Origin of the sequence: Anaeromassilibacillus senegalensis (assembly GCF_001261775.1) — a bacterium.
GTDB lineage: Bacteria > Bacillota > Clostridia > Oscillospirales > Acutalibacteraceae > Anaeromassilibacillus > Anaeromassilibacillus senegalensis.
Genome location: NZ_LN868538.1, coordinates 414,139 through 431,802 on the forward strand (window position 1 = coordinate 414,139; position 17,664 = coordinate 431,802).

Here is a 17,664-nt window from a genome sequence, read left to right on the forward strand (position 1 = left end):
CATTGGGAGCAGCTCCGTATCGAAAGGTGGGTAAACAGATGGGTATTTCGTTTCTTAAAAATTACAGTAGGCATGCCCTACTACAGGCTGTCTTTCTGGGTCTGATGGGCATTCTGACGCTTCTTTTCCCGGAATTTTTACTCAGCAATGTCTTTTACGCTCTTCTGGTTGGATATTTCCTGTTGAGCGGAATGCTTCGCATCGTGTGTTTTCTTCTGCATAAGGATGCCAGAACACCCTTCTCTTACGCAAATCTGGCGGTGGGCGGCCTGATCCTCATCTTCGGCGTTCACTGCGTCATCTTCGCCCATTATCTTGCCAAGATTACGCCCGTCCTTTTAAGTGGACTTTTACTGCTGGAGGGCGCCGCCTATTTTGCAGCCGCCTGCCACGCGGAAACCGCTTTGCGCAGGCGCATTCTGTTCCCGCTGGCCGCTATGACACTGTTGGGCGCTTTGGCGGTTTTTATGTTCACCTTCGGCTTTGGTATCGGCGGCCTGACCGGCCTTGCACAGGTATCCGGCGCCGCCCTGCTGATTTCCTGCGCCTGCAGCGCCGCCCTTTGCCTGACACCCCGCCACCCGCAGAAGCTTTACACAGAAGGAGAGAGATGACATGAATCTTTTAGAGGTCAAAGACCTGAACAAAACCTACGGAACCGGAGAAACAGCCGTGCAGGCACTGAGGGAGGTAACCTTTTCAGTGCCTAAGGGAGAATTCGTTGCGGTGGTCGGGGAATCCGGCTCCGGAAAAAGCACTCTGCTCAACTGCATTGGCGGACTGGATCATCCCACCTCCGGCACGGTACTGCTGGACGGAGAAAACCTGTTTACCATGAAGGAGCAGGAGCGCACCGTCTTCCGCCGCCGGAATATCGGCTTTGTATTCCAGTCGTTTCAGCTGGTGAGCGAACTGACGGTAGAGCAGAATATTGCTTTTCCCATGCTGTTGGATTACCGGAAACCCGATCCGGGTCGGATCGATGAAATTTTGCAGGTGCTTGGCCTGCGCGGCCGGCGTCATCACCTGCCCAGCCAGCTCTCCGGCGGCCAACAGCAGCGCGTGGCCATCGGCCGGGCCCTGGTAATGAAACCCATGCTCATTCTGGCAGATGAACCAACCGGTAACCTGGACAGTAAAAACAGCCAGGACGTCATGGAACTGCTGGTGCAGGCCTCCCGCCGCTTTCAGCAAACTATCCTGATGATCACCCATAACGCCAATTTGACTGCTTCCTGCGACCGTGTGCTGCGGGTGATCGACGGCGTACTGACCGATTTGGGCGGGGTGAGGGAATGAAACGCTATCTTGATCTGGTCCCCATCTCCGCCCGGGCTCATAAAAAGCAGAACCGGATGTCCATCCTCTGTATCGTTTTCTCCGTTCTTCTCGTCACGGCGATTTTCGGCATGGCAGACATGTTCCTTCGCAGCCAGAAAATCCAGTCGTACAAAACGGACGGCAACTGGCACGCCGCCTTCAAACAGATCACCGATGAGGATGCGGCGCTGATCGCCGCACGACCGGACGTAGAAGCCATCTCCTGGTATGACGTCTATAATTATCAGGCGGAGCCGGACTGCTCCCTCGGTGAAAAACCGGCGGCAATCTGCGGCTTTGACGCCAGTTTTCTTTCGGACATTTACACCGGTATCCCTCTCCTGGAAGGCAGTTTCCCCGCCGGAGGACAGGAAGCAATCGTAACACAAAACGCAAAGGAAGCGATGAACCTCAAACTGGGAGACACCATCACCGTAAAAATGCCGGAGGGAAATCCGCTGACATTGACGATTTGTGGATTTGCAGAAAACACGTCCATGATGCTGCGCTTTGACGCCTACGGCATTTTTCTCTCGACGGAACAGTACCGGGCGATTCCACAAATAGCGGCCAAAAACGCAGGGACTGTCCCCGGGATGTACTATGTGCAATTTTCCCCTTACAGCAACATTCAAAAAGCCATATCTGACATTCAATTGCAGCTTGGTCTCTCCGACGAACGGGTTGGACAGAACTTCAAGCTGCTGGGACTCATGGGACAGAGCGACGATCCGACTATGCTGGGGCTTTATCTGACGGCTGCCATCCTTGTTTTCCTGGTGCTGTTGGCAGGCATCCTGATGATCGCCAGCAGTTTGAACAGCAATGTGGCCCAGCGCATCCAGTTTTTCGGGATGCTGCGCTGTATCGGCGCCACACCCAAACAGGTAATCCGGCTGGTGCGTGCCGAGGCCCTTTCCTGGTGCCGGTTTGCAATTCCGCTGGGACTGGGAATTGGCATCGCGGCAATCTGGACGTTGTGTGCCGTTCTGCGGTGGCTCAGCCCCTATTATTTTGCAGATATGCCCGTGTTTGCGGTGAGTGTCCCCAGCCTCCTGGTCGGCGCGGTGATCGGTTTACTGACCGTTCTGCTGGCGGCCAGGGCTCCGGCTAAAAGGGCGGCGCGGGTTTCCCCGCTGACGGCAGTGTCCGGCAATGCGGACAGTACTGCGCCGGCCCGGAACGCCGCCCATACCGCCTGTTTAAAGGTGGATACAGCCCTTGGCATTCACCATGCCAAAGCAAATCGAAAAAACCTGCTCCTGATGGCCGGTTCCTTTGCCTTAAGCATCATCTTGTTTCTGTCCTTTTCCACGCTTATCAGTTTTATGAACCATGCCCTCACGCCGCTCGATCCCACGACGCCCGATCTCTCGGTCGTCAGTCCGGACAGCACCCGTTCCATCAGCGGCGAACTGCTGGCGTCCCTGCAGGACAATCCTGCCATAGAACGCGCCTACGGCAGGATGTTTGCCTACGACGTCCCCATCACACGCGGCGAGCTGCATGGCACCGTTGATCTGATCTCCTACGAGGAGCACCAGTTTCGATGGGCGGAACAGGCGCTGCTGGAGGGGTCGGTAGAAGCGGCCGAGGACGAAGCGGGAACCGCTTTGACCGTCTACAGTCCGGAAAACCCGCTGCAGCTGGGCGATGTCGTCACGCTGGAATGCAATGGCACGCCCAAGGATTTGAAAATTGTCGGCGTTCTCTCCGACAGCGTCTTCAGCACCGGAAAGGGACTCGGAAACGTGATCTGTTCCGAGGATACCTTCCAAGATCTCTTTGGGCCGGGTGGATATACCATCATCGACCTACAGGTTTCCCAGGGGATCACCGAAAGCGAGGTGGAGACAATTCATACGCTGGCCGGACCGGAGATAAAATTTTCGGACCGCCGCGCCAGCAATGCCGAAGTGACCGGGGCATATCTCGCCTTTTCCCTCTTTGTCTACGGGTTCCTGACCGTAATTGCACTGATTACCGTTTTCAACGTTGTCAACAGCCTCTCCATGAGCGTCTCCGCTCGGATGCGGCAATACGGCGCTATGCGGGCCATCGGCATGAGCGGCCGTCAGCTCATTCGAATGGTAACGGCCGAGGCGGCAACCTATGCCGCCACAGGCAGCTTGGCGGGCTGTCTGCTCGGTCTGCCCATTCACTGGTTCCTTTTCACCAAAATGGTGACCTTCCGCTGGGGCGACCCATGGCAAATTCCTGTCGTCCCTCTCTGTATGATCATTGCCCTAGTCGCCGTAACCGCATTTCTTGCGGTGCGCGGGCCAGCAAAGCGCATCCGGGAACTGTCCATTGTGGAAACCATCAGTGCAGAATAGTACTCTGAATAAAGGGGAGCACACGTATTTTTGCTGCGTGCGCTCCCCTTCTTTATCATATCATTATTTTATCCGGCGTCTGTCATATATCGCGGCATTCTTTTCAGGATGTCTTTACCTGGCACCATTTTGGCAAGTATAAATTGATATCCATGTATTTCATTTTACATAATCCCTGTATTTTCCTCAATCCCCATTTGGATGGAATAAAGAATTCCACATTTTCCACCGGGTTTTCAACCGAAAAAAGAGGCAGACTGCTTTGTTTCCCCCGCTTTTCCACCACTTTACTATGTTCGCAAACAGAAAACCGTTGAAAATCCCGGCTGCTTTCCACTTTACATAATTCTAACAAAATCCGACATCCGCCTGAGGAATGACACCGGGAAGCCCTTCTCATTCTGCCGCCCGGTTGAACAGCAGACGATCCGCCCTCTGATTCATATCATGAGATGATTGGCCTCGCAACGCCTATCTAAAAAGTGTTTTGCCTGGCTGCCGGTATCCGGCCTCCGTAACCAGGGCGGCATTTTCCTTCCTGCGGCCGATTTTACAGGTTTTGAGCCCTTTCTCTCAGCAGGCGGGGCAGATCCTGTTCTTCTGCCAGGTCTTTCCTGTGGCAGGTAAGACGTCCATTCATGTGCGCACAGAGCGCCGACTCCTCCATTCAACCATAGGATTTGATCTGCTCGGGATGCGAAACCTGCTGCATTTTGAGCTCTCCATTCACCTGCATTTCACCGTTCCTATCGTCAACTCTAAAGATTATTTTCGCAGCATTCCACACATGAATAAACCACATTGACTTCTTTTTTTAGATGTGTTTTAATAAAATTGCAACTATTCATTGAATTACTCTTGTCGGAATTGAAATTCGCCGGATCGTCCGGAAATTCTGTTCCGGCGATCCGAAAGGCAGGTGAATTTGTTTTAGGAAGAATCGGAATACAAGGTATTCCTGTAACGAAAAGGAGGAGTTTTCATTGCTAAAGAGGAAATTGACCGCACTGTTCCTGTCCGCCACCATGCTGCTGACGGGCATTGGGGCCGTCCCTGCCGCCGCTCTGGCTGCGGAGGAAAACATTGCCCTAAACAAACCGGCAACCACAAGCCGCCCAGACCGCAGTCATGCTGAAATGACGCCCAGCCTTGCACTGGACGGAAACGCGAAAACCCGTTGGGCCACCGGCGCTTACCTGCCGGAACGGCACGGCCCCACGGATGAGAACTGGATTTGTGTCGATCTGGGCGGCGTATACGACATCTCCCGTGTCGTGCTGAATTGGGAGGCCGCCTATGCCAAGGATTATGATATTCAGGTTTCCAACGACTACACCACGTTTACGACCGTTTATAACGGCGGAGCCAAAGGCGGCGGCGTACAAGCATTGGATCTTTCCGGTACGGGCCGTTATATCCGTATGTACGCCAACGAAGTTTACCGGCAGGATTACGGCACCTCTCTTTATGAATTTGAGGTATATGGCACACCGGTGGAAAATCCACCGGAGACAACGGACGTGGTCAACGTCAACGTACAGGCACATAACAACGGCTGGAGCATCTGCTCCACCGGCACCTGGGCCGCAAAGGGCGGTGAAACCACGGTCCGCTTCATGCCGCTGGAAAACTGCGAGCTGCAGTCCGTCCTGGTAAACGGCGAAGAAAGAATCGGCGACGTGCGGGAAGACGGCACGCTTGTCTGCCGGGCCGACGAAGACCTGCAAGTGGTTCCTGTTTACCGGCGCATCCCCGCTTCCCGGTTTGAGGCGGAAAGCACCACAGTGGTCGATGAGAACGGCAAGGTAATCACCGGATCAATCAACCGGGATGAAACCGCCAGCGGCGGCGCCTACATGGGGCAAACCGGCGGCAAGGGCTTCATTCTGGAGAGCACCACACAGGCAAACCGCATTTCCGTGGCGTATTCTTCCCCCAACACCAGTACCATTACGGTCTACATGCTGCTGGAGGACGGCTCCTATGAGGAGATCGGCGCAATCAACTTCTCCACCACCGGGGGCTGGTACATGGACACCCTGAAAATTGCGGACTCCGATGCGCTGTATATTCCGGAAGGCGCAACGATCAAGCTGGTTCCGCAGATGGACGTCAATCTCGATTACTTCACGCTTTCCTACGGGCAGTTGTACACGGAGGAAACGATTGCCGCCAATACTCTGCTGGCAAAAAATGCAGAGCTGACGGGCGCGGCGCTTTACGAGGACATCATGGCCGCTGTAGGCACCTCCGTAAAGATGGAGCAAGCGGGTCAGTCCGTCTCCTTCACGGTCCCGGACAACCTGGGAGAACTGAACGTATACAATCTGAAGTATAAGGCCGACGTTCCGGTTCCGGTCACGATTGGAATCGGGGATACCAGCCGGCAGGTTACGCTGCCCGCTACACGTCCCCACTATTATGAGAGCTTTGGCGAAAAGGAAATCCCCATTGCGTCCGGGGAAACCTTCTCTATCTCCCTGCCCGCGGACGCCGAGCTGTATCTGGACAGCCTGTCATTGAACTATGCAAAACCGATCAGCCGGTTCGCTGTGGAGCAAATGCCCACCGGCAGTGAGCGCCTGGAACTCAATATGAACGGCATTTGGGAATGCACGCGCTCTTCCTTCAGCAAAGGAAGCGCCATCCCTCAGGCGATTCCCAAGACGTTCGACAACTCCATTCCCGTGCCGGGTTTCTGGGATCAGGCCAGCGTCGCAATGCCGAACTACAACAATTCCGCGCTGTGGTACCACACCACTCTCACCCTGCCGGAAGCTCCGCAGGGCAATGCGGTGCTGCGTATCGGCAAGGCGTATTATGGACGTTATGTCTACGTCAACGGCGTCTATGTGGGCGACTACCAGTACAACTACACGTCGTCCAATATGGACATCACCGATCTGCTGCACGAGGGTAAAAATGATATCGTCATCATGCTGGGCAACTATGAACAGCAGCGGACCGATCCGGACTGCCCCGCGCATGTGGGCACCGACGGAGAACGCAACAGCTACTATTCCGGTATCATCGACGGCGTCACGTTTATTCTGAACGACTCTCCCGCCGTAACGGCGCTGCAGACCGCGCCCAATCTGGAAAACGGTACCGTTAAAACCCGCACGACGCTCAACAATCGCACGGATGCCGACGTCATTACCGACGTTACGTTCAATGTTTATGAGCTGGGCGTCTTTAAAGACGGCGTCCCCACACAGGAAAAGAAGCTGGTTGGCACCCACACGGAATCAAACGTTTCCGTTCCCGCGGGCAGCAGCATGAAGTTTGACGTGGAAGCCATTTCCATTGAAGGCTGCACGGAGGACAAGTTCTGGACGCCGGACAATCCCTTCCTGTACGAGATGGAGGTCATCACAAGCGGCGATACCTATACCGACCGCTTCGGCATGCGCACTTTCCACTTTGACGCGGAGACAAAGCTGCCCATGCTAAACGGCAAGGTCTATTACCTGCGCGGCACCAACGTCGCCATGAACCGCTTCTATGAAGATCCGCTGCGTGCGGACCATCCGTTTGACCGCGAGTGGGCGCGAGACGTCTACCAGCAGTTTAAGGACATGCATTGGGATTCACTGCGTTTCCACGTCGGCTTTGCGCCAGACGTCTGGTATGATGTCGCGGACGAAGAGGGCTTCATGATCATGGACGAGTATGCCGTCTTTGGACATTGTGCCGACGGCTGCACCATGGAGACGCTCTCTCCGGAAATGTATGCCTGGATGGACGAAAAGTGCAACAATCCGTCCCTGATCATCTGGGACATCCAGAACGAGGCGAACAATTTTACAGAATATTCCGCTACCATCCGGGCGGTACGCGATTACGACATTCAGAACCGCCCCTGGGACAATGGCTGGACTGCCCCGCAGAGCGATACAGACCCCAGTGAATGCCACCCGTATATGTTCCTGAATAACTCGTTTACCCTTTCCGACTATAACACCATCTCCAATACCGAATACAAGAGTAGCGGCAGGGATTCCTGGAACAATGACAATCCCAAAATCAACAATGAATACGGCTGGCTCTGGCTGGACCGCTACGGCGACCCGACTTCCCTGACAAAAGGCTATTATGACAAGTGGCTGCCCGGCTCCACCCGCGAAGAGCGCCTGGAATTTTACGCGAAAGCGGTTGGACAGAGCAGCGAGTTCTGGCGTGAGGGCCGCCATTATGTCGGCCTCATGCACTTTGCGGGCCTCACCTATTCCAAACCGAACGCGGGCGGCGCAACCAGCGACATTTTCATGCCCGACATCAATACGCCCACCATTCACCCCTGCATTAAAGAAGCGTTCCGCAACGCGTTTGCACCGGTCGGCGTCATCATCAAGGATTGGTCCGAAACCGTCCGCAAAGGTACGGTCAAGGAACTTCCCGTCACTGTCATCAACGACCGGAACGAGGACCTTGACGGGCTGGAAGTAAAGCTGACCGTTTTGAAGGACGGCAAAGAAATACACAGCGAAACCAAGGTATACGACGTCAAAGCGGCGGGAGACGCGGACGGCGGAGACCGGCAGGTACAGACCTATACGGTCAAGGTTCCGCGCACGGATGCAAAGCTGTACGAGGTCACGGCAGAGTACACCCTGGACGGAGAAACCGTCTACAGCCGCAGAACCTGGACCATCGACGACAGCCCCGTCAGCATCGCGCAGGGCAAGGAGACCTTTGCCAATCTGGAAGAAACCAAATACCCCGCTTCCTACGTGGTAGACGGCAGCAACGGCACCCGCTGGAGCTCCTATATCGAAGGTTCTTCCGCGGAAGTCCTCAACAATGCGTGGATTACCATCGACTTGGGAGAGGCCTACCGCATTAATAAGGTCCTCCTCAACTGGGAAGCTGCCTATGGCAAAAAATATCTGATTCAGGTATCCGACGACAACAAACAGTACACCACCATCTATGAAGGAAGTGCCTCCGGAGAAGGCGAACAAACCTTTGACGTATCCGGTACAGGCCGTTATCTGCGCATGCAGGGTGTGGAGAGAGGTACCTCCTATGGCTACTCTCTGTTCACCTTTGACGCATGGGGTGAACCGGTTACACCAAGAACCTATGCGGTTTCCGTCGCGGATGTCACCAGCGGCACAGCGAATGTGACGGCTAGCCCGGCGATGGCAAAAGAAAATGATTCCGTTTCCATCTCTGTTGCGGATGTACAGCAGGGCAAGGAAGTTCAGTCTGTTTCCGTCACTGATGAAGATGGATTCGACATTGAAACCATCAAACAGGAAGACGGAACCTACACCTTCACCATGCCTCCCTGCGGCGTTACCGTTCAGGTCATTTTGAAAGATTCCGCACCGGTCAGCAAGCAGGTCCTGACGGTGCAGTATGGAACAAACGCAACGCTTTCAGTAGAGGGTACATACGAAGCGCTCATCGAGCGGGACGGCATGCTCGGCGCGACGGTCTATGCGGGCGACAAGCTGACCTTCACCTTCACCCCGGCAGACGGCCCGTTTGCAAGCGCGCAGCTGAACGGCGAAGACATCCCGTTTGAGGCCGACGGCTGCACCTACACCTTTACCATGCCGAACGACAAGGCGTCCCTGCGTTTTGTGTTCACCAGTGTAAGCAAGGGGATTCTGGAAACCCTGCTGGAGAAGGCAAACGAAGTGACCGACGAGCAGCTTGCCGGTCTGGTCTGGTCCGTAAGCAATCGCTTCATCGCGGCGCGCAACAATGCAAAGGCCGTCTATGAAGACGACGGTGCTACCCAGGAAGAAGTAAACGAAGCCTGGAAGGAACTGCTCGACGCGATGCATTACCTCTCCTTTGAGGAGGGCACCAAGGACGAGCTGGAATACTGGCTCGATTACGCCGCCATGCTCGACTTGGACAACTTCACCCCGAAGAGCCTGGAAGGCTACACGGAGGCACTCGCCTATGCGGAAGAAATCTACAACGACGAGGGCGAGACGCTGAAGGCGGAAGTTGAAAAGGCGGCAAAGAATCTGCAAGAAGCGATCCTGCGCCTGGAGTTCAAGGCAAACACGGAAGTGCTGGGAGCCTTTGTACAGCAGGCACAGGAGATTGAAATTGACAAGTACCTGGACGGCCCGGAAAAAGACAAGTTCAACGAGCTGTTCCCGCAGGCGGAAGCCCTTCTGGAGGACGCGAATGCGACCCAGAAGCAGGTAGATGAAATAGCGGACGCCCTGTACAAAGCGATGATGAACCTGCGCATGATCCCGGACAAGAAAGTGCTGAAGGACCTGATCGACGAGTCTGAAGCGCTCAACCCGGACGATTACACCGAGGCGAGTTACGCAATCCTGCGTGCGGCATTAAACAACGCGCAGGGCGTCTACGAAGACGAGAACGCCACCCCGGAGGAAATCACGGCGGTCTGCGCGACGGTAGAGAAGGCCCGCGCGGGTCTGGTTCTGGCGGACAAACCGGAAGATCCTGTGAAACCCGACAACAAGCCGAGCCATAAGCCGTCCAACAGCGGCGGCAAGAAGCCGGTTGGCAACACCTCCGGTACAGGAACGGCAGTTGCCGTAACCAACCCGTTAATCAACGCGGTACAGAACGTGATGGGCCAGAAGTCCGTCCGTTCCGATACCACAGCAGACTTCATCTTGAAGAGAGGCAATGCCTACTGCTTCAAGATGACGGTCGTCAACGGCAGCAATGCGGCCCCGAACTTCACCGTGGGCAACGGCAGCGTGCTGAAGACCCAGTTTGTGGCGAAGATCGGCAGCGACTACTATTACAGAGTCTGGGCGGTTGGCACACCGGGCCAGAGCACTGGCGTGTACACCACTATGTCTGGCGAGAAGGCCCAGCAGCACTGTGTGGTAACGATTGGCTGATTACTGCCACTGAAAACCACCGTAGGTGCGAATGACGTTGTACGTTCGCAGCAGCACTGTGTGATAACGGTTGGCTGAAACGAATATTGGCCAGTTGAGAGGATCGCCTCTGTATAAACGGAGTCTGAAACGGCCCTGTTTGGAAAGAAGCTTTCACTGAAAAGCGCCGCAGGTGTGCGGCACCTTGTGTCTGCGAAGGATGTTGTACGTCAGCCTCAAAAACATGGCGTTATCACTTCTGTAAGTGCGTTCTGACTGGAAGCGTGCAAGATACTTCGTGCCTGTGAACGACTCTGTGTATTCAAATACGGCAATATGACACCAAAAACCACCTGCATCGCAACTGCGGTGCAGGTGGTTTTTATTCTAAATTTGTATAATAATAAGCAAAACGCTCATTTATAACAAAAAATTATATTTTCTGCATAAAACCTCTTGCTATTCCCTCCGCTTTTTGATAAAATAACATACGATTTAGCAAGTTGATTCATCGATGGTTTAAACTAAAAAAGCACATTGAGGGGCTGGTAACATGAGTAAAGAAACGACCATTTGGATTGTCATCGCCATTTACGCCATCTTCATGCTGGCAATCGGCGTGATCAACTCCAAGAACAGCAACGGCGGCATGGCAAACTTCACCGTGGGCGGACGCAACGCGGGCGCGTGGATTTCCGCTCTTTCCTACGGCACCGCGTATTTTTCCGCGGTGATGTTCATCGGATACTCCGGCGGCTCCGGCTGGAACTTCGGCCTGTATGCCACACTGGTCGGCATCGGCAACGCTATTTTTGGCTCTCTGCTCGCCTGGATGGTTTTGGCTGGGCGCACCCGCGAGGTTACGCGCAGGCTGAAAATCAAATCCATGCCCCAGCTCTTCGAGATACGGTACCTAAGCAGCGGTATGAAAATCTTTTCCAGCGTTGTCATTTTCATCTTCCTACTTCCCTACTCCGCTTCTGTCTACAAGGGCCTGACCAGCGTCTGCTCCATTCTTCTGAACATCGATGAGCGCGTCTGCATGATCATGATTGCGGTCGCCTCCGCAGTGGTGCTGGTGCTGGGCGGTTACATGGCGACTCTCAAAGCCGATTTTGTACAGGGCATCGTGATGATGTTCGGCGTGACGGCGCTGCTGGCGATGGTCGTCATCTGCCCGCAGGTCGGGGGCCTCTCCGAGGGCTTCCAGCGCATGACTTCTTACATGAGCCAGAGCGGCATGACGCCCATGAGTACACAGAGCATCATCTCTCTGATTGCAACCATCGTGATGACCAGCTTTGGCACCTGGGGCCTGCCGCAGATGATCCATAAGTATTACGGCATCCGCGACGCGCGGGAAGTCAAGCGCGGTACGATCATCTCCACCCTTTTCGCCCTTCTGGTCGCGGGCGGTGGTTACTTCATCGGCTCTTTCTCGCACCTGTTCTTTGGCGACAGCATGCCTGCGGGCGGCAAGGACTACATCATTCCCAACATGCTGAACATGGCAGGGCTCCCGAATATCCTGATCGGCATCGTGCTGGTGCTCTTGATTTCGGCATCTGTCTCCACGCTCTCCAGCATCACGCTGACTGCGTGCTCCACCGTCTCCATGGACCTCATCAAGGGGAAATGGAAACCGAAAATGAGCGATTCCAACGTTGCAATGCTCACCCGTATCCTGTGCCTGGTATTTGTGGTCGGTTCTTACATCGTGGCAAATTACCCGACGCCGATTCTGGAAATGATGTCGTATTCCTGGGGCATCATCTCCGGCTCGTTCCTTGCCCCGTACGCAATCGCGCTGTACTGGAAAGGGATCAACCGTGCCGGCGCCTGGGCCGGTATGATCGGCGGCTTCCTGACCGCGTTTGTGCCGGTCGCCATCTCCGGATTTACCACGCCGGACGGCCCGCTCTACGCGTGCCTGGCCATGATCGTTTCACTGGTGCTTTGCTTTGTGGTCAGCAAGATCGCTTCTTCCGCCGGTTGGAAAAGCGGTGAAACCAACGATTTCTTCTACAACGGCACGGCAGAGGAATGGCGTCAAAAGCATGGATATGTAAAATAAACCGTCTTACCAATGAGGGGCACAGAATATCTGTGTCCCTCATTTTTTGTCGAACGATTTTAAAATGCACCCGTTTGTTTGTTGTCTTTTGTTCAAAAACTGCGTATAATAAGGGACAGTATGCAAGGAATCCATTGGTTAAACTGTATTATCTATAGAACAGGAACGAAAATACAGGAGGAAAGACATGCCAAAGACGTATAGAGTCATCGCTCTGCGCAGACGCCGGATCAAGATTGTCCTGGGAGCAATCGCCGCGCTGGTATTGATCGGATTCGGTACAACCGCGTTATATAACAATCTGGCGGACGGCGCAGCTCAGTCCCGGGTCAATCCGGATATGCCCCCCACGGAATCGGTATCCGAATACATGCAGCAGTCTCCTGCCGGCGGTACAAGCCCACAGACGCCCGATCCCCGTCTGGACGACTGGCGCTTACTGTTGGTTAATGAAGAAAATCCGCTTCCAAAAAATCATTCCATCGAAACCAAAGCGCTTCCCAACGGAAAGGAATTCGACGCGCGCGCATTCGACGCTTTGACCGCCCTGCTGGAAGCCGGCAACAGCTCGGGGCTGGACCTGATGGTCTGTTCCGGTTACCGGACAATTGAAAAGCAAACCAATTTGTTTGAAGAAGAAATGGCCAAATACGAAAACCAGGGCTACTCCTATGAGGAAGCCTATGACGCGGCAAAGACCACCGTGGCTGTACCGGGCACCAGCGAACACAATCTGGGGCTTGCGGCGGATATCTGCGCCGTCGACCATCAAACACTGGACAGCGACTTTGCCGATACGCCGGAGGGCAAATGGCTGAAAAAGAACGCCGCGCAGTTCGGCTTTATCCAGCGCTATCCGGACGGCAAACAGGACGTCACCGGCATCATTTTTGAACCTTGGCATTACCGGTATGTCGGCAAGGAAAACGCGGAGGAAATCAATCGTTTGGGCATGTGTCTGGAGGAATACATTGAATACCTGCAGGGGCCCCTCTCTTAAAAGCATCGACCGGGCGGCTGGGAATTTTCCCGCCGCCCTTTTTATTTGATACGCTTCCATGCCCGTAATCCGGGAATCTATTATTGTCATTCCCTGGTAAAGATAGTATAATAATCAAATATAGCGGCCGGATTTTCGGTATGGCAGAGGTCCGGCCGGCCCATACTGAAAAGAGAACCGTGCGGATTGCATGCAGCCCGCACGCCCGATAAAGAAAAGAGGAAATTTGGATGAGTCAACCCGATTTTCTGCCGGTACTGCTTGGCAGCGATGTAAACGTCTACGGCATGGCGCGTTCGTTTCACGAAGCCTACGGCATCAAGAGTGTCGCTGTGGGAAAGGGCCGTTTAAACGCGACCTCCAACAGCAAGATTGTCACGGTGGAGTGCGTGGAACCCAATTTGGAGGACGATACCGTTTTCTGTAAAACGCTGATTGCCTTCGCGGGCCGTTATCCGGACCGGACGCTTCTGCTGGTCCCCTGCGGCGACAATTACATTAAACTGCTGGTGCGCAATCAGGACAAGCTGCGCCCTTATTACCGTTTTGAATGCATTGACGAAGCACTTCTGATGCGATTGAGCATCAAGGAGAGCTTTTATCAGGTCTGTGAAGAGCATGGTTTCGCGTTTCCCAAAACCACGGCCTGCACCTATGAGAATTACAAGGAAATTCAGCTTCCCTTCAACTTCCCGGTGATCATTAAACCCAGCAACTCCGTGGCCTATTGGAACTGCCACTTCCCGTATAAAAAGAAGGTGTTTGTCGCCAACAACCAACAGGAATTCACCGACATTCTGAACGCCATCTACAGTTCCTCCTATCAGGACCACCTGATCCTGCAGGAATACATCCCCGGTGACGACAGCAACATGCGCGTAATGAACTGCTACAGCGGACGCGATAAAAAGGTAAAACTCATCGCGCTGGGGCACGCCCTGCTGGAGGAGCATTCTCCGGAAGGCATTGGCAGCTACGCCGCGATCATCAGCACCTGCGACCGGGAGCTGGCGGAACGCATGAAGCGTTTTCTGGAAGACATCGGCTACATTGGCTTCGCCAATTTTGATATGAAGTACGACCCACGCGACAAACAGTACAAGCTGTTTGAGATGAACCTGCGGCAGGGCCGCAGCAGCTTTTATGTGACCGCCGCCGGATACAACCTCGCCAAATGGCTGGTTGACGACGTGATCGAACAGAAGAATATGGAGCTTACCGTCGCCACCAATGAAGTACTTTGGAGCATCATCCCCAAAGATGTTATTTTTCAATATGTCAAAGACGCGTCATTAAAGGAAAAGGCGCGCAACCTCATTAAAGAGGGGAAATACTGCCAGTCCATGCAGTATAAACCGGACTGGAGTCCAAAGCATGCGCTGTCCTTCTTCCTGAACCAGATGAACTACCGCAAAAAGTACAAGAAATACTTTGGCAATAAGGGGCTGCACGAATGAAGACACTGGGAGTGATCGGCGGACTTGGCCCGATGGCAACCGCCTATTTTCTGCGCCGCATTGTGGAGATGACGGACGCGCAAACCGATCAGGAGCATCTGGACGCGATCGTGTTTAACCGGCCCTCCATTCCGGATCGGACGGCCTACATTCTGGATCATGCCAAGCCCTCTCCCCTTGTGCCCATCGTTGAAGCGGCGCAAAAACTGGAAGCTTTAGGGGCCTGCTGTATTGCAATCCCCTGCATCACCTCCCACGCGCTGTATGAAGATTTTTCCGCGGCGGTGCGGATTCCTTTCCTGCACGCTTTGCGGGAAACCGCGCTGCACCTCAGGGAAAACGGCGTAAAGACCGCCGGCATTCTGGCGACCACCGGCACTGTGCGCGCCGGGCTGTTTCAGTATGCACTGGCAGAACAGGGAATCGGATGCGTTTTGCCGGACGAAACCAACCAGCAGCGTGTCATGCAATTGATTTACGACGACTGTAAAGCGGGCCGCCCCGTCGAGCTGGACAAGTTTCATGCTGCCGCCAGCGCGGTACAAAAGCAGGGTGCGGAATGCGTCATTTTGGGCTGTACGGAGCTTTCGCTCATTAAGCGGGATTATCCCGTTGGCCCGGGTGTGTTGGATACACTGGATGTATTAGCGCGTGCCGGCATCCTGCGCTGTGAAAAACCGCTTCGTCCCGCATACGATACTTTAATTACGAAAGAATAAACTGCCCAACGACAAGGAGGGACTGCCCATGTGTGGCTTTGTAGGATTTTTTACAAACGGATACGGCGGCGACCGCAACGCAGTCATTCGTGCAATGGCGGACCGTATCCGGCACCGCGGACCGGATCAGGACGACTATTATGTGGACGACGACGTCGCACTCGGCTTTCGCCGTCTGAGTATCATCGACCTGTCCGGCGGTTCCCAGCCCATTCTCAACGAGGACGGTACGATGGCGCTGGTCTTCAACGGAGAAATTTACAATTTCCAGGAGCTGCGCAAAGACCTGGTTGAAAAGGGCCATATCTTTAAAACCGCCACGGATTCCGAAGTCCTGCTGCACGGCTACGAGCAGTACGGCGCAGACTTTTTACAGAAGCTGCGCGGTATGTACGCGTTCGTCATCTGGGACAGCAAGGCAAAAAAGCTGTTCGGCGCGCGCGACATCTTCGGTATTAAGCCGTTTTATTACTATCACAAAGACGGCGATTTCCTGTTCGGTTCCGAAGTCAAGAGCTTTTTGGAACATCCCGCCTTCAAGCCGGAGCTGAACGAAGAACGCCTGCCGGAGTACATGTGTTATTCCTATATCCCGGACGAAGAAACCATGTTCCGCAATGTTTATAAGCTCTTGGGCGGACATTATTTTGAATACCAGAACGGCAAAATGACCATTCAAAAATATTACGACATTCACTACCAGATCGACGAATCCAAAACGCTGGAGGAATGGGAACAGCGTATCACGGAGGAATTCACCAAAAGCGTGGAGGCCCACCAGATCAGCGACGTGGAAGTCGGCTGCTTCCTTTCCAGCGGCGTGGATTCCAGCTACGTGGTGAAAGAGGTTTCCAAAGTGACCAAGGACGTCAAAACCTTCTCCGTCGGCTATGAAGAGGAAAAATACAGCGAACTGCCTTATGCGCAGGATTTTTCCAAAACCGTCGGCGTACAAAATATCAGCAATAAGGTCAGCGCGGACGAGTTCTTTGAAGCCAACAAGGAAATCCAGTATTACATGGACGAGCCGCTGCCAAATCCTTCTGAAGTACCGCTGTATTTTCTGGCACAGAACGCCCGAAAATACGTGAAAGTGGTTCTTTCCGGCGAAGGCGCGGATGAACTGTTCGGCGGCTATCCGATGTATTTGGCCGGTATGCACTTTGAATCGTACCGGAAGGTTCCCGCGGGCCTGCGCCGCGCCGCTGCTTCCGCCGCAAAAAAGCTGCCGGGCTTTAAGGGAAAAAATTTCCTTGTGCGTGGCGGCATGGAACCCTATCAGCGCTTTATGCGCAGCAATTTTGTCTTCACCTACGGCGACGTCAACCGCTATCTGAAAAAAGACTACCACCAGAAGAATCCGGTTGACTATGCGAAGCCGTATTTTGATAAGGTCAAAGATTTGGACGAGCCAAGCCAGCTGCAATATGTGGACATCCATACCTGGATGCTGTTCGACATCCTGCAAAAGGCCGACCGTATGAGCATGGCAAACTCTCTGGAACTGCGCGTGCCGTTCCTGGACAAAAAGATGCTGGAGCTGGCGATGCAGATTCCCTCCCGGTATCGCGTGCACGGAGACGTCACCAAGGTTGCGCTGCGCGGCGCGGCGATCAAACAGCTGCCGGAACGCACCGCCAATAAAAAGAAACTGGGCTTCCCTGTCCCGCTGAACGACTGGCTGCGCATGGACAAATACTACAACATGGTGAGGGAAAAATTCGAGGGGCCCGTGGCTGCGATGTTTTTTAATCAGGAGGCCATTATGGAGCTTCTCAACGACCACAAGGCGGGTAAAGCCGCCAATATGCAGCGCATCTGGTCCGTCTATTCCTTCATCCTGTGGTACGAGCAGTTTTTTCAGCTCCAGCCCGCCAAAGCGCGGAAGTAATGCAAGCCGTTTCTTTCACGCGTCCCACCAGTACGAC

9 protein-coding genes are annotated in these 17,664 nt (G+C 54.1%); all 9 read left to right on the top strand.

The genetic code is table 11. The features are described from left to right. Positions 1–182 precede the first annotated feature (182 nt). The 9 genes from BN2106_RS12180 to asnB all read left to right on the top strand — a co-directional run bounded on the left by BN2106_RS12180 (position 183) and on the right by asnB (position 17,627). The gene (locus BN2106_RS12180) at positions 183–614 is read left to right on the top strand and encodes a hypothetical protein (protein WP_207641722.1); all 432 of its coding nucleotides are present in this window, start codon (positions 183–185) and stop codon (positions 612–614) included. Position 615: 1 nt separating this feature from the next. Further along, on the top strand, positions 616–1,299 hold the full coding sequence (locus BN2106_RS12185; RefSeq protein WP_050698850.1) for an ABC transporter ATP-binding protein: 684 nt from the start codon (positions 616–618) through the stop codon (positions 1,297–1,299). Next, entirely contained in the window at positions 1,296–3,656 is a 2,361-nt protein-coding gene (locus tag BN2106_RS12190) for an ABC transporter permease (RefSeq protein WP_050698851.1), read from the top strand. The genes BN2106_RS12185 and BN2106_RS12190 overlap by 4 nt, the downstream gene beginning before the upstream one ends. 983 nt (positions 3,657–4,639) lie before the next feature. After that, complete coding sequence (locus BN2106_RS12195; RefSeq protein WP_050698852.1) at positions 4,640–10,507, top strand: discoidin domain-containing protein; 5,868 nt, start codon at positions 4,640–4,642, stop codon at positions 10,505–10,507. Between the two features lie 532 nt (positions 10,508–11,039). Further along, on the top strand, positions 11,040–12,560 hold the full coding sequence (locus BN2106_RS12200; RefSeq protein WP_050698853.1) for a sodium:solute symporter family protein: 1,521 nt from the start codon (positions 11,040–11,042) through the stop codon (positions 12,558–12,560). A gap of 187 nt (positions 12,561–12,747) precedes the next feature. Next, positions 12,748–13,560 carry a M15 family metallopeptidase gene (locus tag BN2106_RS12205; protein ID WP_050698854.1) on the top strand — a complete coding sequence of 271 codons (813 nt, stop codon included), beginning with the start codon at positions 12,748–12,750 and terminating at the stop codon, positions 13,558–13,560. 230 nt (positions 13,561–13,790) lie between these two features. Next, complete coding sequence (locus BN2106_RS12210; protein WP_050698855.1) at positions 13,791–15,017, top strand: carboxylate--amine ligase; 1,227 nt, start codon at positions 13,791–13,793, stop codon at positions 15,015–15,017. Continuing rightward, on the top strand, positions 15,014–15,736 hold the full coding sequence (gene cuyB, locus BN2106_RS12215) for a cysteate racemase (RefSeq protein WP_050698856.1): 723 nt from the start codon (positions 15,014–15,016) through the stop codon (positions 15,734–15,736). Before BN2106_RS12210 ends, cuyB begins: the two co-directional genes overlap by 4 nt. A gap of 28 nt (positions 15,737–15,764) precedes the next feature. Then, positions 15,765–17,627, top strand: coding sequence for an asparagine synthase (glutamine-hydrolyzing) (gene asnB / locus BN2106_RS12220; RefSeq protein WP_050698857.1), 1,863 nt, complete (start codon positions 15,765–15,767; stop codon positions 17,625–17,627). Positions 17,628–17,664: the final 37 nt, after the last annotated feature.